General features: G+C 40.0%; 18 protein-coding genes and 3 tRNA genes. 16 read left to right on the top strand and 5 right to left on the bottom strand.

The window, feature by feature from the left end; genetic code table 11:
• Positions 1-115: 115 nt before the first annotated feature.
• Positions 116-1,810, top strand: a complete 1,695-nt coding sequence (locus FUA25_RS08865) for a M14 family metallopeptidase (RefSeq protein WP_147756555.1) — start codon at positions 116-118, stop codon at positions 1,808-1,810.
• On the opposite strand, the gene FUA25_RS08860 is transcribed toward FUA25_RS08865, so the two are convergent.
• Positions 1,811-2,695, bottom strand: a complete 885-nt coding sequence (locus FUA25_RS08860; RefSeq protein ID WP_147756554.1) for a cupin-like domain-containing protein — start codon at positions 2,693-2,695, stop codon at positions 1,811-1,813.
• A gap of 227 nt (positions 2,696-2,922) precedes the next feature.
• On the opposite strand from FUA25_RS08860, the gene FUA25_RS08855 reads away from it, so the two are divergent.
• The gene (locus tag FUA25_RS08855) at positions 2,923-5,619 is read left to right on the top strand and encodes a carboxypeptidase regulatory-like domain-containing protein (RefSeq protein WP_147756553.1); all 2,697 of its coding nucleotides are present in this window, start codon (positions 2,923-2,925) and stop codon (positions 5,617-5,619) included.
• Between the two features lie 7 nt (positions 5,620-5,626).
• Positions 5,627-6,499 (top strand): GLPGLI family protein, encoded by an 873-nt coding sequence (locus tag FUA25_RS08850; RefSeq protein ID WP_147756552.1) that lies wholly within the window; start codon positions 5,627-5,629, stop codon positions 6,497-6,499.
• Between the two features lie 11 nt (positions 6,500-6,510).
• Here FUA25_RS08850 and FUA25_RS08845 read toward each other — a convergent pair whose 3' ends face one another.
• The gene (locus FUA25_RS08845; protein ID WP_147756551.1) at positions 6,511-7,038 is read right to left on the bottom strand and encodes a DinB family protein; all 528 of its coding nucleotides are present in this window, start codon (positions 7,036-7,038) and stop codon (positions 6,511-6,513) included.
• Positions 7,039-7,159: 121 nt separating this feature from the next.
• On the opposite strand from FUA25_RS08845, the gene FUA25_RS08840 reads away from it, so the two are divergent.
• From FUA25_RS08840 to FUA25_RS08820, 5 genes are all read left to right on the top strand, one after another.
• A complete protein-coding gene (locus FUA25_RS08840; protein WP_147756550.1) occupies positions 7,160-8,062 on the top strand; it encodes a GLPGLI family protein in 903 nt (300 codons plus the stop codon).
• 139 nt (positions 8,063-8,201) lie between these two features.
• The gene (locus FUA25_RS08835; RefSeq protein WP_185146682.1) at positions 8,202-8,456 is read left to right on the top strand and encodes a ferrous iron transport protein A; all 255 of its coding nucleotides are present in this window, start codon (positions 8,202-8,204) and stop codon (positions 8,454-8,456) included.
• 32 nt (positions 8,457-8,488) lie between these two features.
• The gene (gene feoB, locus FUA25_RS08830) at positions 8,489-10,525 is read left to right on the top strand and encodes a ferrous iron transport protein B (RefSeq protein ID WP_147756951.1); all 2,037 of its coding nucleotides are present in this window, start codon (positions 8,489-8,491) and stop codon (positions 10,523-10,525) included.
• Positions 10,526-10,742: 217 nt separating this feature from the next.
• On the top strand, positions 10,743-12,125 hold the full coding sequence (gene glmM / locus FUA25_RS08825) for a phosphoglucosamine mutase (protein ID WP_147756549.1): 1,383 nt from the start codon (positions 10,743-10,745) through the stop codon (positions 12,123-12,125).
• 96 nt (positions 12,126-12,221) lie between these two features.
• Positions 12,222-13,592 (top strand): tetratricopeptide repeat protein, encoded by a 1,371-nt coding sequence (locus FUA25_RS08820; RefSeq protein WP_147756548.1) that lies wholly within the window; start codon positions 12,222-12,224, stop codon positions 13,590-13,592.
• A 26-nt stretch (positions 13,593-13,618) separates the two neighbouring features.
• Here the strand turns inward: FUA25_RS08820 and FUA25_RS08815 are convergent, their stop codons facing one another.
• From FUA25_RS08815 to FUA25_RS08805, 3 genes are all read right to left on the bottom strand, one after another.
• Complete coding sequence (locus FUA25_RS08815) at positions 13,619-14,503, bottom strand: DMT family transporter (protein WP_147756547.1); 885 nt, start codon at positions 14,501-14,503, stop codon at positions 13,619-13,621.
• Entirely contained in the window at positions 14,493-15,143 is a 651-nt protein-coding gene (gene aat, locus FUA25_RS08810) for a leucyl/phenylalanyl-tRNA--protein transferase (RefSeq protein ID WP_147756546.1), read from the bottom strand. The genes FUA25_RS08815 and aat overlap by 11 nt, the downstream gene beginning before the upstream one ends.
• 63 nt (positions 15,144-15,206) lie before the next feature.
• A complete protein-coding gene (locus FUA25_RS08805; RefSeq protein WP_147756545.1) occupies positions 15,207-15,587 on the bottom strand; it encodes a DUF3127 domain-containing protein in 381 nt (126 codons plus the stop codon).
• A 159-nt stretch (positions 15,588-15,746) separates the two neighbouring features.
• Between FUA25_RS08805 and FUA25_RS08800 the strand changes: the two genes are divergently transcribed.
• The 8 genes from FUA25_RS08800 to FUA25_RS08765 all read left to right on the top strand — a co-directional run bounded on the left by FUA25_RS08800 (position 15,747) and on the right by FUA25_RS08765 (position 21,091).
• A tRNA-Leu gene (locus FUA25_RS08800) sits at positions 15,747-15,828 on the top strand.
• A gap of 15 nt (positions 15,829-15,843) precedes the next feature.
• A tRNA-Gly gene (locus tag FUA25_RS08795) sits at positions 15,844-15,916 on the top strand.
• A gap of 11 nt (positions 15,917-15,927) precedes the next feature.
• Positions 15,928-16,011: transfer RNA gene (locus FUA25_RS08790), tRNA-Leu, on the top strand.
• A gap of 174 nt (positions 16,012-16,185) precedes the next feature.
• Positions 16,186-17,946, top strand: coding sequence for a DNA mismatch repair endonuclease MutL (gene mutL, locus FUA25_RS08785; protein ID WP_147756544.1), 1,761 nt, complete (start codon positions 16,186-16,188; stop codon positions 17,944-17,946).
• Positions 17,947-17,949: 3 nt separating this feature from the next.
• The gene (locus tag FUA25_RS08780; protein WP_147756543.1) at positions 17,950-18,591 is read left to right on the top strand and encodes a rhomboid family intramembrane serine protease; all 642 of its coding nucleotides are present in this window, start codon (positions 17,950-17,952) and stop codon (positions 18,589-18,591) included.
• The gene (locus FUA25_RS08775; RefSeq protein ID WP_147756542.1) at positions 18,592-19,569 is read left to right on the top strand and encodes an endonuclease/exonuclease/phosphatase family protein; all 978 of its coding nucleotides are present in this window, start codon (positions 18,592-18,594) and stop codon (positions 19,567-19,569) included.
• 2 nt (positions 19,570-19,571) lie between these two features.
• Positions 19,572-19,814 carry a hypothetical protein gene (locus FUA25_RS08770; protein ID WP_147756541.1) on the top strand — a complete coding sequence of 81 codons (243 nt, stop codon included), beginning with the start codon at positions 19,572-19,574 and terminating at the stop codon, positions 19,812-19,814.
• 185 nt (positions 19,815-19,999) lie between these two features.
• Complete coding sequence (locus tag FUA25_RS08765; RefSeq protein WP_147756540.1) at positions 20,000-21,091, top strand: hypothetical protein; 1,092 nt, start codon at positions 20,000-20,002, stop codon at positions 21,089-21,091.
• Positions 21,092-21,108: the final 17 nt, after the last annotated feature.

The raw sequence follows: 21,108 nt of genomic DNA, 5'->3' as shown, positions 1-21,108 counted from the left end.
CCCTTCCTTTGGAAAAAAGGTGAGTTTCGATTCTATTCTCCTATTCTTTATGCAATAATTATTAACATCGTTTCCTTTACCTTATTGGTTTTGGAATTCTTTTAAATTTATTCTTATGAAAAAACTTCTATTATTTTTTATTCTTCAAAATATATTTCTTTACGCTCAGAATTTCAAAACACCCTTCGAAAAAGGAAACGGCAACCAGTCGGTTACTTATGAAGAAATGGTCAAATACTACGACAATTTAGACCATAATTTTGAAGCAATTACTGTTAAAAATTTCGGCACAGATGACAATGGCGAACCGATAAAAGTGGTGGTTTTTACGCCTTTAAAAAATGAAAAAAGCCCTGTAATCTTGATTAACAACGGAATTCATCCGGGCGAACCCGACGGAATTGATGCGACAATGATGCTCATGCGCGATCTGGCAACCGGAAAAATCTCCTCAAACAATCTGAAAATTGCTGCGGTGCAGTCTTACAATATTTCCGGAATGCTGCGACGCGGAAAATACAGCCGGGCGAACCAAAATGGGCCGGAAGAATACGGCTTCCGCGGAAATGCAAGAAACTATGACCTTAACCGCGACTTCATTAAAAACGACAGCGAAAATTCCAAAAGCTTTCAGCAAATCTTTCATTATTATAAACCGATTTATTTTATTGATAATCATGTAAGTAACGGAGCAGATTATCAGTATCTTTTTACCTATATTTCCACCAATAAAGAAAGACTGGGGAAAACATTAGGCGATTATTTCAACGAGAAAATGCAGCCTGAAATTCTGGAAAATTTAGAAAAAAAGGGAATCCTTACAACGCCTTATGTGAATATTCACGGGGATTCTCCTGAGGAAGGTTTTCCTGCGTTTATGGATTCACCGCGTTATGCGACGGGCTATACCACGCTATTCAATACATTGGGAACGGTTGTGGAAACCCATATGCTTAAGCCATACAAAGACCGTGTTCGAGTGACGTATGAATATATGTTGGAATCGATGAATTTTGTCGGAAAAAATGTGTCAGAAATTCAGAAAAAAATGACGGAAAGTTCAACTCAGTTGCAACCCGGAAATCAATACACCTTACAGTGGAAACTGGATGACACAAAGTTTCAGCTCATTGATTTTAAAGGCTATGAGGCCGGTAAAAAGACGAGTGAAGTTTCCGGTAAACCAAGATTGTTTTATGACAGAACAAAGCCTTTTAACAGAAAAGTGAAGTTTTTTGATGAGTATGTTTCTACAAAGGAAATTACAATTCCGCGTTACTATGTGATTCCGAAATCCGAATACAAAGTGATTGAATTTCTGAAGCGGAACAACATTAAAATGAAGAAAATTGGCCAGGATTCTGCGATGAATATTGAGATGTACCGCATGGCGGATTTTAAAACAGTGAAAAACCCTTACGAAGGACATTACCTTCATTATGAGACCAAAACGATATCCGAATTACAGCACAGAAGTTTCAGAAAAGGGGATTTTCTGATTTCTACGAAGCAGGAAGGAGTAAAATATCTGCTCGAAACTCTGGAGCCCGAAGCTACAGACTCCTTTTTCAACTGGAATTTCTTTGATGCGATTCTGGGTCAAAAGGAATATTTCTCTGATTATGTTTTTGAAGATACCGCCGCAGAATTGCTGAAAAAAAGCCAGGTTTTAAGGACTGCTTTCGAATTTAAAAAAATTGCAGAACCCGATTTTGCGCAGGACGCAAATGCGCAGTTGGAGTGGATCTACAAAAACTCCGAGTATTATGAAGGGAGTGTAAATCTTTACCCAATTTTCAGGATTCTATAATTATTTTTTCGGCAGATTTTTTTTTAGGGCATAGTTTGCATTGGCTATAGCCGTTTTTTCTTTCCAGTCCATATACCGCTGCTTCAATAGTTTCTTCATGAAATTGTCTGCATTTCTCTGCACGGTGAGGTTCCAGAGTGAACGGGCTTTTACCGTCAGGGACTTATCCCATGCGCGCTGGGAAATCGAAAAACTTCCGTCCAGATATTTCATCCAGTGCCAGTAACCGGTCGGCATAAAAAGGGTGTCGCCATGTTCCAGGAAGCATTCCAAACCTTCCACGCCCTCTAAGGCAGGGTATTTTTCAAAATCGGGGTTTTCTATATTATAATCCTCCAACGCATATGTTGCATACGGAAGTTTATAGAGCCGGTCTTTCCATTTATAATCAAAAAGAAGAATGTGTTTCCGGCCGTTGAAATGGGTGTGGAAAATATGCGCCAGATCAATATCATAATGCAGGAAGGTTACAGAACCTTTTCCGCCAAAAAACATGCTTGGATATTTGTCCAGGAATCCACCCATCAAATCTTTCGGAGGAAGATAATCATCAAGTAGTTTTTTCGCCTGCTTTATGGGATCAAAAAAGAAAATTCTGAGGTCTGTTGGTTCTTTTTGAATCAAATCTATATAATCGCCAAATTTCATTTTGGTTGTTGGCGTGTTAATAGGAGCGGCAGGATCAGCTTTTGAAGAATCGTAAAGCGGAACTTGCGTGTCTCCCACTATTTCCTTCATATATGCGAGGGTCCATTTTTGGTAAGCCGGCCATTTCTTTGCCATGTTACGGATCACGACAGGTTTTCGGGGTTTGAGGTATTTTTCAAGGAATTCTTCTTGCGAAATATCGTCTACAACATCGATCGGTTTTAAGTGAAGTCCCATATTCTGAAAATATTAATTGTCAAAAGTATTAAATTTTTTACCACCGTCGTAAATTTTGCGTTGTTCAGAAGGCAGGCTATCATCCTTATCAATAATTAATCCTAAAATCTCCCTTTCAGAAAAAAAAACGCAGATCAATGAAATAATTTTCTCAAGTCCTTCAGCTCAAAAGTTTTGTAACAATTCAAAAGGTTTTTTAACTAATATCATGACCTTAAATTAAAACTATGAAACAATCGCTTACTTTTTTTCTGATTTTATTTTTCACCACCAGCGCATTTGCACAGAAGACCATTACCGGAAAAGTAGTGGATTCTGACGGGGAAGCAGTTCCGAGCGCAAGTGTGACGGTTGAAGAACCCGGCAAAGATGCCATTATTGCTTATGGAATTTCGAATGCTAAAGGGGAATATAAAGTTACTTTTACCACTGCGGAGCCTACTGTGGAGATGAAAGTTAAAGCCTTTAATCAGAAACCTCAGACCAAATCGGTGAAAAATGAGAACCAGAACCTTAATTTTTCGATGGATTCTGAAGCCACTGAAATTAAGGAGGTGAAACTGAAAACCAAACTCATCACCAAAAAAGGCGACACGATTTCTTATGATTTAAAAGCTTTTGAAAGCAAAGCCGACCGCACCCTTGCCGATGTTCTCAGAAAAATCCCGGGAATTGAAGTAAATGGGGATGGAACCGTTCTTTATCAGGGCGAACCGATTAATAAATTCTATGTAAACGGAAAAGATTTAATGGAAGGCGGTTACGGAACCATCAACAACTCATTGCCGAAAGATGCCGTGCAGAAAGTGGAGGTGATGGAAAACCACCAGCCGGTGAAAATTCTTCAGGACAAAGTGCCTTCAGAAAATGCAGCACTGAATGTTCAGCTTAAAAAATCAGTCACAATGACCGGTAGGGGTGAAGCCGGAACCGGCTTCGGAGATCCCTGGCTTTGGAATCTGAAACTGACGCCGATGTTTTTCGGGCAGAAAAACCAGTGGGTTATCAACTATAAAACCAATAACAACGGCGAACAGGTGGAAAGTGAAGGAAATATCCTTTCTTTCGGAAACCGATATGAAGGAAGGAGAGGAAATGTCTCCCAAAACGACTGGCTGAATGTTGAAAACGCCTCAACACCAAACCTGCCGGAAAAAAGATACCTCATGAACAATGTGCACTATCTATCCGCAAACCTCCTCACCAATCCTTTCAAAAATAAGGAATGGGAACTAAAAGCCAACGCCAGCTATACCAATAATGCAGTTACCCGGGATTCGTATAATGAGGATTACTATTTCGCTGCGCAGAATTCTGTGATTACTAATATTTCAAATAAGTTCTACACCGACAAGGCCAAAGGGGAATTGATTTTCACCAAAAATGCCAAAAAAGGATTTTTTAAGAACGTAACTACTTTTTCACAGTTCTGGAACGCCGACCGGGCCAATGTGGAAAGAAGTTCGTCCATTACCGGGCAGCAATCAGTAGAGTCGCCAACTTCTTCATTTCAAAACTCTTTAAGCACGATTATTCCGTGGAAAGAAAAACTGGTGAATTTCATGTCTTACATCAGTTATCAGGACGACAGACAGGCGCTGGAAATTCTGCCGTCTTCTTATTTGAGATTTGAAAACACTAAAACTGACGAAGATGATTTTCTTTTTGAAAACACAGATTCTGTAATCCAGGATCTCCGCATTAAAACTTTAGAAATCAATCATTCCGCAAGTGTTGGTTTTTCTGCAAAAAAATGGACGTTTACACCCGAAGTCGGGTTAAATTTTTCCAGAGATCAGCTCAATACCGAGTTTTCTACTGTGACCAACGGCGTTATTTCTCCGTACGGAACTGATTACACGAACGACCTTACTTTTACGAATGCAGTTCCGTATGCTTCTTTAGGAATTAACTTTAAAAGCGATGCCTGGATGCTTTATTCCCAGTTTCCCATTAATTTCAACAATATTAAAGCAGACGACCCGGCGAGGAACGTTTCAAAAACGGTAAATAAACTGACTTTCGAGCCTTCACTTTTCGCGCAGTATTCATTCGCCTCTTTTTGGAAAGCCAGTGTAAGCGCGAACATGAACTATAACTTCGGAAGTACAAACGACAGTTATGCAGGATTCATATTTTCCAGTCCCACTTCGCCGTCTGCAATGAGCGCAGCCAATCCGCTTCCCGAAACATTTTCGAAATCTGCAGGATCAAGGATTGAGTACCGGAATCCACTGAACAACCTTTTCTTCAATGTAAGTTACCGCTACAGCAATTCAGACCGGAATATTATCGGTAATTCTTTTCTCGACGGTTCCGGATTTACGAAAACCCAATTTGAAGAACGCGACAATCAAACCACTTCCAGAACAGCAGGAGTTGAGATCGGGAAATATTTTCCAAAATTTAAGAGCAACGCTTCCTTAAACTTCAATAATACGGTATCACAATCTGATGCTCTCAACACTTTTCCGGAGTTTGGTGAAGAATTTTACGAAGTCAAAAACACTTCCAACAGAGTAGGTTTTAAACTCAATAATACTTATTTCTCATGGATGAGTTTAGATTATAACCTCACTTATTCGTGGAACGAGCAGGAAAGTTTCCTCAATAATTCTAAAAACAATGGCTTTAACCATAATTTAAGTACTTATTTTTATCCGGTGGAGAACCATACGATTGGATTTAACTGGGACCAAATCAATTCCGGATCCAATCTGACGAGCTACAAAAATGCATTTTACGATCTGTCTTACCAGTACACATGGGCAGCAAAAAAAGTGGATTTTGAAGTGAAATGGATGAATATTGCGAACAGGAAAGTTTTCGAAAGATATTCGGTAAACGCGACTTCAGAAAGTTTTACAAGAATGCAGCTGCGCCCAAGTCAGGTCATGTTTACAGTAAAATTCAATTTTAAATAAAAAATTCATGAAAAAAATTGCACTTCTTTTTGTGTTGTTCTCATTGTTTTTTTCAGCGCAGAACAGCAGAGTGATCTATGAATACAGATTTAGGCCGGATTCTACAAAAACCGACAGTCTGAAAAAAGAATGGATGTATCTCGATATTCATAAAAACGGCTCAAAATATTACAGCAAAAGTGCTTTTGAAAGCGATTCCATAATCAATGAGAGCATCAAAAAACAGATGGCATCCGGAATGAAAAGCATTTCGGTATCCAGACAAAGAAATGGAGGGGAGGTGGATTATGAGGTGGAAAAAACCTATCCCGATTATAAAACATTTTTAGTGACCTCCATCGGCAACGACTCCTATAAAGTGCTGGAAGACAGGAAACCGGTCTGGAAAATTTCGCCCGAGAAAAAGCAGTTGGGTGAATTTAACGTCCAGAAAGCGGCAACCACTTTTACCGGAAGAAACTGGACCGCCTGGTTTACAACCGATGTTCCTGTTCAGGACGGACCGTATAAATTCTCTGGACTTCCCGGGCTGATCGTTGAAATATCAGACGAGACAGGAAGTCATAATATGGAACTGAAAGGAATTAAAAAAATTCCGGAAACCAAACAGGAAGAACTGGACACCAAAGGGAAAGACATCCCTCTGCTCAGGAAAAAACCCCTTGAAGTGAACCGTCAACAGTACGTAAAGCTGCTTAAACAGCACGAAAATGATCCGGTGCAGGGAATGCGCGAAATGCTTAACCGCCCCAATTCCAAAGTAAAAATCAACATCAACGGGAAGGAGATTTCGGAACCAAAAGATGTTTTAAGAGAAATGGAGAAAGCGGCCCGCGAAGAAATGGCGGCCAACAACAACAAAATAGAACTGAAACCATAAAAAAAGAAGCCTCAAATTATGGGGCTTCTTTGTAACGTATTTTTAAAAACTTCATCATCTGCAGTCGGGCCGTAACTTCCGGGAAGCGGAATGTCGAGCAAACGGTAATAAACACCAAGTTGGGCGCGGTGATGCGTGATCTGATCCAGCGCCACCCTTATCGCTTCGTATTTGTTATAATCTGCAAGCTGTTTTTCACCAACATGCATCGTCCAGCGACCGTTCAAGTCCTCTTCGGTGATGTTTTCAAGCGCTTTTTTGCTGTTCGCATAATCTTCTTCAAATTTTTGCTGAAGTTCCTTTTTTGTGGTTAAAAAAGTAGGTTGATAATCACCTGCTGCAAAATCAAGTTTATCCGTTTTCAGCATAAAATCAGGCCACCCGAAAATTTCGGCAACATGCGTGGCAAGGGGCATCAGTTTCATGCTTTTTTCATGTGGAGCATAATCGTTTTTTCCCTCCGGAAAAAGGTCAAAGAACTTTTTAGTGGTTTCATACTCCTGCTGCAGTTCTTTTCTTAGATGTGGTAAAGAATCCATAATTTTTTTATAAAGTTAAAAATTCCGGCGCCACTTTTAAATAAATTATTTATTAAAATTTTCATAAAATTTCTGTAACAATCTGGTGCCTTTCTGAACTAATACAGTAAATAATTAAAAAATGAAAAGAATAGTTACTTTGTTTTTGCTTACTGCCTTCTTCGCTGTGAATGCACAGGAAACAGCAAACCGGTTTTTTTATGAACTCACGTTCAAACCTAAAAAAGGCGTAGAGGCTACTGAAAAGGTAATCATGATTTTGGACATTACGAAAGAAAAATCAATATACCGCGACTACACTTTAATTGCTCAGGATTCCATTCTTAAAGTTCAGATAGAGGCAATGCAGAAATCGGGAACGTTTAAGGATATTTCAAAGACGATTAAAATGCCGAAGTTTTCCGAAAAAATCTATAAAATGTATCCTGATATGAAAATTCTTTATATCGAAAGGATCGCCAATGGCTTCACACCGATGAACATTGCCTACAATGATGAGGTGAAGTTCAAATGGAATATTCAGAATGAAAAAGAGAAAGTAGGCACTTACAATACTCAGAAAGCCACCACAGAGTTCGGTGGAAGAAAATGGACCGCATGGTTTTCTGCAGATCTTCCATTTCAGGACGGACCCTATAAATTTTACGGGCTTCCCGGTTTGATCGTGAAAATTGAAGATGATGCCAAAAACTATTCGTGGGAACTGAGAGGAAATAAAAAAATTGAAAACTTTAAAGAAGTCTCTTATGCTGAAAGTATTTCGCCCGGAGGTGATGGTGGAAAACCCGTAGAAGTTTCCAGAGAAAAATTCAATAAAACCTTTGGAGATTTCAAAAAAGATCCAATGGCTTCAGCTAGACCTTATTTAAAACCTGAAGTTTTATCCCAGAAAATGCCCGGAAGCGATACGACTATCGGCGAAATGGTGAAACAGCAGGAAAAAATGATGCGTGATTTTTATGATGCGAACACCAATCCTATAGAAATTGATGCGGAGCCGACCTCAGGAAAAAAGAAAAACTAAATTCATATCAGCTAAATTATATTGTGAATCCGGGAACAGAAATGTTTCCGGATTTTTTATATGAAATTAGTCATGTATCCAGAAAGTGCTTATTTAGATTAAATTTAAATAACTATCTTTGTTCCACAAATTCTTCCTATTGAAAAGAGACATTTCAGATAAATTATGCTGTTTCCCGAAAGACAAACTCGGGAAAATAGTGGGCTACGAAAATGAAGACCTCAGAATGCCGAACAAAATCATTGAAATGGGACTTTTACCGGAAACCGCTTTCAGGATTCTTTATCAGGCACCGTTTAAAGGGCCACTTTATATAGAGTTCGGTGATGAAAAAAGCAGAATTGCACTTCGCGAGGAAGAAGCACGCTTCATCATTGTTGAGGCCTTAAGCTGATTTTCAATTTTTAATGGATTAAGGTGATGAACATGCAGGAAACTTCTAAAAAAAAACAAATACTTCTTGTCGGAAATCCAAATGTCGGAAAATCTACCGTTTTCAACCTGCTCTGTAATAAAAAGCAGAAAACCGGCAATTATGCCGGAGTAACCGTAGCCAGCCATTCCGGGAACTACGATTATAAAGATGAAAATGTTGAAATAATTGATTTGCCGGGCTCCTACAGTGTTTATCCGACCTCCGAAGATGAAGCCATTTTTTCTAAATTTTTAATTGAAGAACAGCATCATTACGCCGGTGTGGTGTATATTCTTGAAGCACTGAGCATCAAAAGAGGTTTGTTACTTTTTCAACAGATTCAGGATTTAGGAATTCCCATTCTATTGGTGGTGAACCAGATTGATCAGGCAGAAAGACGCGGCATCAACATCAATCTTGAGGAACTGTCCAAAGAATTGGGTGTTAAAGTGCTGCAGACCAATGCCAAACAGAATCTGGGAATTGATGAACTCCGGGAAGAAATATTCCGTTCCGGATTCTTAAAATCCGATAAAATTTCCTTCGAAATTCCGGTAGAACAGAAGGGCTTGATTTTCAAGATACTTTCCAATACTGCAGAGAGCAATCATTATAAAGTCTGGACCCTGCTTTCCTCAGATACTTATCTCGGTAAGCTGGAATCTGTACGGGATCAGATGAACTATGAAGATGCCAAATGTCTGGTTCCGAAAAGACTTCAGACTCAGGAAACCATCAGAAGGTATCAGAATATCGACCGGATCATCTCAAAAGTTTTATCAAAAAAGCCACAGTTTAAAGAACTCCTCACCGAAAAACTGGATAAAGTTCTCGTTCACAGGTTTTGGGGCTATTTTATTTTCGCAGCTATTCTGTTGCTGATTTTCCAGAGTGTTTTCTTTTTAGCGGAATACCCGATGAACTGGATTGACAGTACTTTTCTCTGGCTTTCGAACACTGCAAAGGATGCGCTTCCAGAAGGACCTATCAATTCGCTTATTTCAAACGGAATTATTCCCGGGCTGGGCGGAATCATCATTTTCGCGCCGCAGATCGGGATTTTGCTTTATTTCCTTTATCTTTTAGAGGATTCGGGATATATGGCGCGGGTTATTTTCCTCATGGACCGGTTTTTAAGACCGTTCGGATTGAACGGAAAAAGCATTGTACCGCTCGTTTCCGGAACTGCTTGTGCTATACCGGCGATCATGTCGACTAGAAACATCGAAAATGTAAAAGAAAGACTAATTACCATTTTGGTAACACCTTTTATGACCTGCTCCGCAAGGCTTCCAGTGTACAGTATCATTATTGGGCTCATCATTCCCGATGAATATTTCGGCGGAATCAGTTACAAAGCACTGGCGTTGATGGCGATGTATTTTTTAGGATTTTTTATGTCTTTACTGGCGGCGATTGTTTTAAAGAAATTCATTAAAAATAAAGGCAAATCATTCCTTGTGATGGATTTGCCGACGTATAAAATGCCTCTTTTCGGATATGATTTCAGACTGATGCTTGAAAAAGTCTGGGAATTTATAACCGGCGCCGGAAAAATCATTTTTATTGTGAGTATATTAATCTGGTTTTTCAGTTATTTCGGGCCCAATCATAAATCTGGTCAATGGCTGGCATCTGATGTTAAACTCGAAAATTCCTATCTGGCAAAAATGGGAAAATCGATAGAACCTGCTATTGCACCGCTAGGTTATGACTGGAAAATGGGAGTTGGAATTCTGACCAGTTTTGTGGCAAGGGAAGTATTTGTGGGCACAATGTCGACGCTTTACAGCCTCGATGACGACGCGCCAGAAGGAAAAGTGATCGATAAAATGCGTCACGATGTGAAACCGAACGGCGAAAAAGTCTTTAACTTTGCAACTGGAGTTTCAATTCTTTTCTTTTACGCTTTTGCCATGCAGTGTGTTTCAACTTTGGCTGTAGTATACAGGGAAACCAAATCCTGGAAATGGACAGTGGCACAGCTCCTCGGAATGTCGGGAATTGCATATTTGGCTTCACTCATTGTTTATCAGATCCTAAAATAGTGCGATGGAAACTTCAATTATTTTACAGTATCTACTAGTTGCGGCAATTGTTATTTTCGCGGGATATGCTCTTTTCAAAATCATCCGGAAGAATTTCTCCCCAAAAAAATTCAAAAAAGGAAAACCCGGCTGCGATTCGGATTGCGGGTGTTCCTGACGCATTTATTTCCTCTCCTTTTTTATTCGTATTTTTGCAAAAATTTAAAGAAGTAAGGCTATGTCTTTGATTAAAAGTATTTCAGGAATCCGCGGTACCATTGGTGGTAAAGTCAATGAAAATCTGACTCCGCTTGATGTGGTAAAATTTGCTTCCGCATTCGGAACCTGGCTTCAGAATATTAAAAACAGGAAAGATTTAACACTTGTTGTGGGTCGTGACGCAAGAATTTCCGGAAAAATGGTGAATTCACTCGTGACCGCAACTTTACAGGGTTTGGGGATTCATGTGATTGATCTTGGACTCTCCACAACCCCAACTGTTGAAGTGATGGTTCCTGAGCTCAATGCAGACGGTGGAATTATCCTGACAGCATCTCATAATCCAAAACAGTGGAACGCCCTGAAACTGCTGAATGAAAAAGGCGAATTCATAAACGGTGAAAATGGCGCGGAAGTTTTGGCTTTAGCCGAAAATGAGGATTTCAGTTATGCTGAGGTGGATGATTTGGGACGTTACGAAACAAGAGATGATGCCTTCGACATTCATATTCAGAAAATCCTGGATCTGCCGATGGTAGATGCGGAGGCGATTAAAGCTAAAAAATTTAAAATTGTCGTTGATGCTGTTAATTCAACCGGAGGAATTGCCATTCCGCAGCTGCTTGAAAAATTTGGCTGTGAAGTGATCAAGCTTTACTGCGAACCAAACGGTCAGTTTCCGCACAATCCGGAGCCTCTGAAAGAACATTTAGGTGATATCTGCGGACTCGTAAAAAAAGAACAGGCAGATTTGGGAATCGTTGTTGATCCGGATGTTGACCGGCTCGCTTTAGTGGATGAAAACGGTGACCTTTTCGGAGAAGAGTATACGTTGGTTGCCGTGGCTGATTATTTGCTTAAAAACTGCAAGGGCGCAGCAATATCCAATTTATCATCAAGCCGCGCTTTACGGGATGTTGCCTTAAAACATGATTCTGAATATTTCGCGAGCGCTGTTGGAGAAGTAAACGTAGTGACTTTAATGAAGGAGAAAAATGCCATCATTGGTGGTGAAGGAAACGGCGGAATTATTTATCCGGACCTTCATTACGGAAGGGATTCTTTGGTTGGAGTCGCATTGTTTTTAACGCACTTGGCGAAAGAAAATAAGACCGTATCGCAACTTCGGGCAACGTATCCGAGCTATTTCATGGGTAAAAAGAAAATTGAACTCACACCTGATATTGATGTGGATTCCCTTTTAACCAAAATGGAAAAAGAGTATCAAAACGAAGACGTCTCCACAATTGACGGCGTAAAGATAGATTTTGAAAACACCTGGGTACATTTAAGAAAGTCGAATACGGAACCCATTATCAGGATTTATACCGAAGCCTTCTCTCAGGAAGAAGCTGATGATTTGGGAGACCGGATGATCGATAAAATAAAAAGTTTGGTTTAATTTAAATTTTTTATTAATTTTAGTATTGTTTAATAAAACGTTTTTTCAAGGTCTGTAAAGTAATTTCAGACATTGCAAAGACACCGAGATAATAAATTGGAAGAATTTTTTGACAACGAACTCGTAAAAAAGTTTGAGGAAATGGTGGAAAATAATGTGGAACTCTACTTCGAAACCGAAGAGTATGAGGACATTATCATCTATTATCTAGAGCTTGGGGATATCAATTTTGCAGAAATGGCCACTAATTATGCGCTTAAACTGCATCCAAATTCCCTGGAACTTAAAAACAAAAAGCTGGAGGTTTTACTGGAGCTAGAGAATTATCCTCAGGCCAAAGAACTCATCAATGAGTTGAAAGAATCCTCTATGGAAATTACAGATTTTCTGGTGTGCTGCGCAAAGTATTACTCCAATCTGGGAAACCCGAGGAAATCAATCGAATACTGTGAAAAAGCCCTGGAACTTGAAGAGGAAGAAAATTTCCTGCATAACTTCATTGCAGATGAGTACATCAATCTTGAAGATCCGTTTAACGCGCTTAAACATTATAAACTTGCTCTTAATTTCGATGCGCAGGACGAATATTCTCTGGAAAATGTCATGGTATGCTACAACCAGCTGAAAAGGGGGGAAGAAGCCATGGACTTTCTGAATGGTTATCTCGACCGCTATCCGTTTTCAGAAACTGCGTGGTATGAATACGGGCAGTTTTATTTCAACAAAAAAAACTACGAACAGGCGATTAAAGGGTTTGATTATCTTTTGGCGATCAATTCGCAGTCGGTTGGAGTCTTTGCCAATAAAGCGGCATGTTACGAAGCTATGAAAGAATGGCAAAAAGCAATTGAGGTGTACGAAGAAATGCTGGAACTTGAATATACCAAAGCATTTACTTTTTATAAGATCGGGCTTTGCTACAAAGAGAACAAACAGCTTATTCCGGCGCTGAATGCTTTTCAGAAGTCGGTGAAAGAAGATCCGCAGTTTTATCTTTCAATGATGGAGCAGAGCAACATCTATGAAGAAATGGGCGGCATGAAGGAAGCCCTGCATTTTGCCATGGAAGCGGTTTCTCTGAACGAAAACAATCTGGAATACCAGAAAAGACTCGCTTTTCTTTACATCGATTCCGGCAAATTCGAGGAAAGTTTGACGTGTCTGAAAAAGCTCGTGGATTTCGAAACCGGCAGGTTTTATAACTGGTATGCTTATTCTGAAGTCCTAATGCTGATTGGTGAATTCGAAGAAGCCATTACGGTTCTTCAAGAAGCCACTAAAATTCACCACAGGGCGGAACTTTTTTATCAGCTGAGCAACTGTTATTTCCACATGAATAACAAGAAAGACGGCAACAAGGCATTGGCAACGGCCCTGGAACTTGATCCGAATCTGCTCGAAGACATGCAGCAGAAATATCCTTTTATTAAAGAAGAGGCTGGTAAGAAAAAATCAAGAAAGAAATAATTTGAAATGCGCCTTGAGCGCATTTTTTAGATTTTAACCAAAGGTTTAGCCCGCAGAAAAATCAATCCTGCCAAAATAACAAATCCTCCGAAGCCCTGCAAAAGTGTGAGTTTTTCTCCGTCCAGAATTCCCCAAATCACTGCTACAACAGGCATCAGCAAAGTAACGGTGGATGCAAAAAGGGGAGTTGAGATGTTCAGAAGCCTGTAATTCATCATCATCGCCAGACCGGTTCCGAAAACCGAGAGCAGGCTCACAAATCCCAATCCGATATAAAGATCCCGGCCCGGTTCCAGATCCTTGAAAAATCCTGCCAGTATCAACGCAATGATCGAAGGAAGAATCAAAACAAAGGAAAATACATATGCCGATAAAATTTTAGCCGGAATATCCCCAAGTTTGGATTTTACCGTCGTTGTACTGATGGCATAGCAAAGTGTGGCGAGCAGCAAAAGCAGCATCGGAATTAACTTAAACTCACCGCCAACGCCGCCTGAAAAAGCCAGAATACAGGTTCCTGCGAAGCTGATGGCGACTCCGGTCATCTGTCTTTTTGTCGTCTTGAATTTCCAGAGCATAGCCCCTACAATAATCACGAAAATAGGCATCATCGAATTGATGATTCCCGCAATGCTGCTGCTCACCTCCGTTTCCGCAATCGGAAAGAGGAACATTGGGACGAAATTTCCTGTGATTGCCGCAAGAATCAGCCATTTGATATTTTTCTTCGGAAATTTTTTAATGTTGATGATGGCGAAAGGAAGCAACAGTATTCCTGCGATGAGTACGCGCAAAGCGCCCACTTCATACGGATTGAAATGCTCCAGCGATTTTTTGATCAGGATGAAGGAAGAGCCCCAGATGACGGAAAGCAATCCCAGCAATAGCCACTTTTCTTTTTCAGGATTCATTGTTTCTTTTTAAAACTTGTAAATATTCTTTTTTGGAAATCATTTTGGCGCCTAAACTCTCCAGATGTTCCGAATGGATCTGACAGTCGATAAGGTCAATATGTTCTTTTTCTTTCAGAATGTATTGAATGAATCCGGCTTTAGACGCGTTACTGACTTTTGCAAACATGCTTTCGCCGCAGAAAACTCTGCCGAGCTGCACGCCGTAAAATCCGCCCACCAGTTCACTGCCCTGCCAAACTTCAATACTTTTTGCAAAGCCGGCTTTGTGCAGTTTCGTATAGGATTCCACGAGTTCTTCGGAAATCCATGTGCCGTCCTGATCTTGGCGGTAAGCATTCCTGCAGTTTTCCATTACCTCCCGGAAACATTTGTTCTCCGTAAAAGTAAAAATCTGATCCCTCAGGATTTTCTTCATCGATTTTGAGACTTTCAATTCTTCCGGAAAAATCACGAAACGCGGATCCGGACACCACCAGAGAATTTCCTCGCCCTCATTAAACCACGGGAAAAGACCGATCTGATAAGCGAAAAGGAGTCTTTCAGGAGATAAATCACCACCAATGGCCATCAAGCCGCTTTCGGACACTGTAGATTCAGGGTCCGGAAAAGAAATTTCATTGGGATTCAGGAAAATCATTTTTTAAAAATGAAATCCTGCTCTCGGAAAAGCAGGATTTTTATGTTTTTTATATAGGAAGGTTTAGAAAGGCAAATCGTCATCTTCTTCAGCAAAAACATCGGTTGCTGTAGATGAAGGTTTTGCTTCGGACTGTTTTGCTTCTGTAGGTTCGTTGAAATCATTTGAAGCATCTGCTTTTTCGATTCTCCAGCCGGTGATGGAATTGAAATATTTCACTTCTCCCTGGGGGGAAGTCCATTCTCTGCCGCGGATATTGATTTGAACCTTCACTTTTTCGCCTTCTTTAAAAGTATTCAGAAGGTCGCCTTTCTCCTGTAGAAATTCGATATTGATGGGCTGCGGATACTGCTCTTCCGTAAGAATCACCATTTCCCGTTTCTGAAAGCCGCTGGCAAAAGTCTGAATATCAGATATTTTCTTTATTGTTCCTTGTAATTCCATAGTTTGTAGATTAATGAGGTGTAAAAGTAATAAATTAGAAGCATAAAGAAAAGCAGCGGCAAATCTTTTTAGCAAAAAAATAAAAGTTGCAAATTTAGTTGGTAGCAAAAGGAAAAGTTTTTATATTTGCACTCACTTAAAAAAGAGAAGAAGTTTTTTGCGGATGTGATGTAATTGGTAGCCATGCCAGACTTAGGATCTGGTGCCGTGAGGCGTGGGGGTTCGAGTCCCTTCATCCGCACTACTAAAATTTTTTGCGAAAATAGCTCAGCTGGTAGAGCACGACCTTGCCAAGGTCGGGGTCGCGGGTTCGAATCCCGTTTTTCGCTCACTTCTACTCGCCCTGGTGGTGGAACTGGTAGACACGCAGGACTTAAAATCCTGTGTCCGCAAGGACGTACGGGTTCAAGTCCCGTCCGGGGTACTTAAAAAAGCATTGTTAATCATTTGATTGCAATGCTTTTTTTGTTTTAACACGCCCTCTGTAAGAAATAATAGCTCTACCTTAAATCTACAGATAAAAAAGGCAGGACAAAATAGAATCTAAATTATTTCACAACCCCGAATCTTATCGTTATTTTTGTGGGATTAGAGAAAGATGTCAGATATCATAAAACTTTTGCCGGACCATGTAGCCAACCAGATCGCCGCCGGTGAAGTGGTGCAGCGACCTGCATCCATCGTAAAGGAACTGATGGAAAATGCCATCGATGCGCACGCCACAAAAATTGAACTCATCATCCGTGATGCGGGGAAAAACCTGATTCAGGTAGTGGATAACGGCAGTGGAATGAGCGCTACCGATGCCCGAATGGCTTTCGAACGACATGCGACCTCAAAAATAAGCACGACCGAAGATATTTTCAGGATTTCTACAAAAGGATTCCGCGGCGAAGCGCTTGCTTCTATTGCTGCCGTTGCTCAGGTCGAACTGAAAACAAAGACCAAAGACGCCAAAAACGGTACGAATATTTATATTGAAGGCGGGAGTTTCCAGTTTCAGGAACCAGTACAGACTGCCGAAGGTTCCAATTTTTTGGTGAAAAACCTGTTCTATAACGTTCCGGCGCGGAGGAAATTCCTTAAAAACAATAATGTAGAGTTCCGTCATATCATCGATGAGTTTCAGAGGGTAGCCCTGGCTCACGAGAATCTTGATTTTGAACTTTTCCATAATGATGATATTGTCTTCAGACTTCGCAAATCTACTTTGCTGCAGCGCATTATTGAGGTTTTCGGAAGAAAACTCCAGCCCCTTCTGGTTCCGATTAGGGAAGATATGGGGTGGGTAAAACTCAACGGTTTTGTCGCAAAGCCGGAAGGCGCGAAAAAAGTGCGCGGCGAACAGTTCTTTTTCGTGAACGGGAGGTATTTCCGCAGCGCTTATTTTAACAAATCGGTTCAGGACGCCTTTGAAGGACTGCTTTTGCCGGGTTATATCCCCACCTTTTTTCTTTTTCTGGAGCTTGATCCCGAAAAAGTAGATGTCAATATTCATCCGCAGAAAACCGAAGTGAAATTTGAAGATGAAAATCTGATTTTCGCATTGGTCCGTTCAACGATCAAAAGAGCTCTGGGGATTTACAATGTGGCGCCAAGCCTGAACTTCGACAGAGATACGAGCATCGATGCTTTTGTTCATCAGAAAAACAGCGGCGGCAATTTCAAGGCTCCGGAAATTACGGTTGACAGAGACTATAATCCGTTTATTGAAGAAAGAAATTCCGCCGGAGAAAAAATGGCGATGACGGAAATCTATCACCAGAATCTTTCGCCGGAACCGTCTAAAATCAACCTTTTTGAAGAAGAGGATTTTGATGAGGACCTTATGCGCCTGCCGAACGGCTACTGGCTTTTCAACAAAAACGGAAAAACACTCATGTTGGATCTGGGAAGGATGCACCGTTTGGTCGTGAGCAAAAGGAATGCGAATAAAAAACCTTCCGGAAACAGCCATTCACTGCTTTTTTCTCTTGAATATCACATGAATGAGACGGAGAAAAACAAGTTCCGCTCCATTAAAAAATTTCTGCCTGAACTGGGTTTTGAAATGGTTATTGCCAACGATCATGTTCTGAGAATTGATGCTGTTCCGGAAGGCTTAAAGGAAACCCAGGTCATGAAATTTCTCGAAGAACTTTTCGAAATCCTGGAGTACAGAAGTGAAGAAGAGTTCATGAACTTTTACAACAATAAATGGAGCAAGATCCAGAGCAAATCGCGTTTCGATTTCATTTATAAAATAGATGCGGAACAGGTGATTAGAGACTTTACCTTACTTGGCTTCCCCGAATATTTGCCGTCAGGGAAAAGATGTTTCATTGAGATGCCCCTCGATGAATTAAAAAATAAATTTTAAATTATGTTTCCAAGACTTACGCCCATTACCAGAAATATCATTGTCCTGAATGTCCTGCTTTATCTGATTTCCAATTTTGTCATGTTTCCCAAACTGTACGAAATTTTTTCTGCATTTTATGTTGGATCTCCCTATTTCAGAATTTGGCAGGTCATTACGCATATGTTTATGCACGCACCTTTCGGACAGGGAATCGGAATTACGCATATCCTTTTCAATATGCTCACACTGTTCAGTTTCGGTCCCGTGCTGGAGCAAGTCCTGGGGCAGAAAAAATATATGCTGCTCTATTTTGCGAGCGGAATTGCCGCGTACTTTCTGAACTGTGCCTGGAATTATTTTGAAATCATGCAGGGCGCAAATCCGGAAGATATTTACGGCATTCCTATGATGGGCGCTTCCGGAGCTATTTTCGGAGTTGTAGCAGCGTTTTCGACTCTTTTTCCTGATTCAAAACTTTTTTTTATGTTTATTCCGTTCCCCATAAAAGCAAAATATCTTTTACCGGGAATTATCGTTATTTCCCTTTATCTTGGTTTCAGTGGCTCAATGGGGGGAATCGCCCATTTTGCGCATATTGGTGGTGCAGTTGCCGGATTTTTAATGGCGAGATACTGGAAAAACAATCAATTCAGAATTAACTAAGTGAAAATTTTCCGTCTCCTCATAACAGTCGCGCATTTTGTTCTGATTGCCTTGCTTTTGGGAACGATCGCAAATGCCTATGTGACACCGAAAGTATTTCCTTTGTTCAATCTCCTTTCGCTGGCTTTTCCTGTTCTGATGATGCTGAATGTTGCGCTCATTTTATTTTGGATGCTGCTCAGAAAAAAAAGAGCCTTAATCTTCCTTGCAGTTTCATTGCTTTTAATAATGCCAGTAAGGCGATGGATCAATTACAGCGGAGAAAGTGCGGAAACGCCAAATCTGAAAATTGTAACCGTCAACATCAAGGGGGGCACCCTTGGAATTGATAAGATCCAAGACTATTTAAAAAATTCAGGTGCCGACATTATTCTGAATCAGGAGGTGTCGCAGCAAATGAAAATTCCAGGCTATCAATATCACACCACAGATTTCCCTTTGGTTTGCCTCAATTCCAAAACCGAAATTCTTAAACAGGAACATTTGGAATCAGAGGGGGTAGGAAATGCTTTCTTTGCTGATATTAGATGTAACGGCAGGATCATCCGCCTGATTAATGTGTACTTAACACCGTTTTCCTTCGATAAAGGTAAAGTGAAACCCACGGAGGATTTTGATCAGAACAAAACCACCGTCAAATACATTCTGAAAAGGCTGATTCCGGGTTTTAAAATCCATCAGGAAGAAGTTCTGGTCATTCAGAAAGCCATTGCAGATTCGCCGTATCCGGTGATTGTAGCGGGAGATTTCAATTCGGTTCCCAATTCTTATGAATATTATCAGATCGGAAAAAATCTGAAGGATGTTTTTGTGGAAACAGGCAATGGGAGCGCAACGAGTTTTCACGACTATAAGTTCCCGATCAGGATCGATTATGTTTTCTGTTCAAAGGAACTCAAGCCGGTGAGTTACAGTGTTGACAGGAACGTTAAGATTTCCGATCATTATCCGGTTATTGCGGAATTTAAAATTGAGTAAAAATGAAATACATATTCCTATTTGGCTGCATACTTATTTTCTCCTGCGGGAAAAATAAAAAGACTGAATCTTCCAGTTTTAATCAGGAGCAAGCCGTTATTCAATATGATACTATGGCAGTAGATTCTTTTTCTGAGGGTGCCATTTCTGCAGATGTTGCGCAAGAAATAAGGGTTTCAACCCAAAAATATCAGGATTCTCTGGCGGAAATCCGTAACAAGATGCCAGTGGAGCTGAACAAATAACTTTGGATAAATTTTTTAACAGATGTGATTGTGAATTATCTCATAAATATGCTGTGATACTAATGCTTTCATAATATTTACAAATTTCTATTGTAATTATTTATGTGATTCTTTGTTTTTTTTAGAAAATATCTTTTTGAGTTTGACGATATTATTTTAAATTCGTTTGACGAAATATTATTTTCATGAAAAAAAACTATTTGTTGTGCATCATGTGTATTCTCTTGTTTACCGCCTGTAAAAATGACGAAGGAATGTCCGAAATAACACAATCATCGTTTGTCAATTTCAATATCAACGAGGTTCCGTATAACAAATTATCTACTTATGCATTCTTTACTGGGGATTTAAAAAATTTAATACCTACCCACAAAGTGATTCCATATGAGCCTTCAAGTTCATTATTTACAGATTATGCATTGAAAAAGCGATTTATCTGGATGCCGGAAGGAACAAAATCTACTTTCGACGGAGATAATAAAACACTTAATTTTCCGGTAGGAACTGTTCTTATTAAGAATTTTTACTATACTACCATTCAGCCAAACAATACGACAAAAATTATCGAAACAAGATTAATGATAAAGAAGTCAAGTGGCTGGACCTTTGCAGAATATCTTTGGAACGATTCACAGACAGAAGCCACATTGGTTACTGGAAGTGATTTTACAAGCGGAAGCTCCAAAACCATCACATTTAAAAAAGAAAATAATGACATTATCACAACAGATTACAGAATTCCTTCTGAATCGGAGTGTTATGCCTGTCACAAATTAGATAATAAACCCGTTCCTATTGGCGTAAAACCACAAAACTTAAACAAATCCCACATCTATCCGGAAGGTGTTAAAAATCAGCTCCAGAAACTGGTTGATGAAGGATATTTAGTGAGTTATCCTTCTAACATCGTTTCTACAGTAGATTATAGAGACACCAGCAAACCTTTGGACTTAAGGGTGCGTTCTTATTTAGATGTAAATTGTGCGCATTGTCATCAGGATAATGCCCGTTGTGATTATCGCGCAATTCGTTTAAGCTTCAGCCAGACTGCAAACCTGACAAATCTGGGCGTTTGTGTAACGGCAGATGAACCCGTAAATTCATCTATACAAAAGATCATTAGTCCTGGAAATCATAGTAAATCAGTCATGAATTTCAGGCTTTCTTCCGTTGATGAAAGTAACAGAATGCCTCTACTGGGAAGAACAGTTGTGCATGACGACGGAGTTTTCCTCATACAGCAATGGATCGATTCTATGACCCAGCCCTGCAATTAAATTAATTTAAAGACTAA

The organism is Chryseobacterium sp., assembly GCF_008014695.1.
GTDB lineage: Bacteria > Bacteroidota > Bacteroidia > Flavobacteriales > Weeksellaceae > Kaistella.
This window is presented reverse-complemented; position numbering and strand designations above follow the sequence as displayed.